The sequence below is a fragment of the Acinetobacter sp. TUM15071 genome, assembly GCF_008980925.1.
Classification (GTDB): domain Bacteria; phylum Pseudomonadota; class Gammaproteobacteria; order Pseudomonadales; family Moraxellaceae; genus Acinetobacter; species Acinetobacter dispersus.
Window position 1 is genome coordinate 1 of the sequence record NZ_BKGB01000058.1, and the last position, 467, is coordinate 467.

Consider the following 467-nt stretch of genomic DNA (forward strand, 5'->3'; position numbering starts at 1 on the left):
ATATCTTGCGAAGCTTGCAAAATAATATTTTCAGGTGTCGTCAAGGCAATCCCATTTGGCGATGCTAATAACATCAGCGCTTGTCTAAAAATTTTGCCTTGTTCTTGCTGTTTAGTATCGGAACTACTTTCTAAACCTTGGGTATAACCTTCCATAAAGCCTTGCAAAGAACTTAATGCTTTAGAAGGTGATACTTCCAATTTACTGCCTTTACTAAACGTTCCACATACACTCATCATGTCAAAGTCTTTAGTCTCAACATTGGCTAAGACTTTTCCGACTTCTTGGATACTTTCAAATGGATTTTTATGAATGCGGTCTTTAATGCTGGCAAGTTTACCTTTAACGATGTCGGCACCATGTTCTTCAACGTTTTCGATGAACGCTTTTAAATTTTCTACCGCATCTTTGGCATCACTAAAGAAAGAATTAAATTCGTCTACAACGCCTTTTGCATTTCCCCCTAA

At 37.5% G+C, this 467-nt stretch carries 1 pseudogene; it reads right to left on the minus strand.

Annotated features, from left to right (window positions below):
- Positions 1-467: pseudogene (locus GBI66_RS19205) on the minus strand (DUF2345 domain-containing protein); the annotation flags it as partial.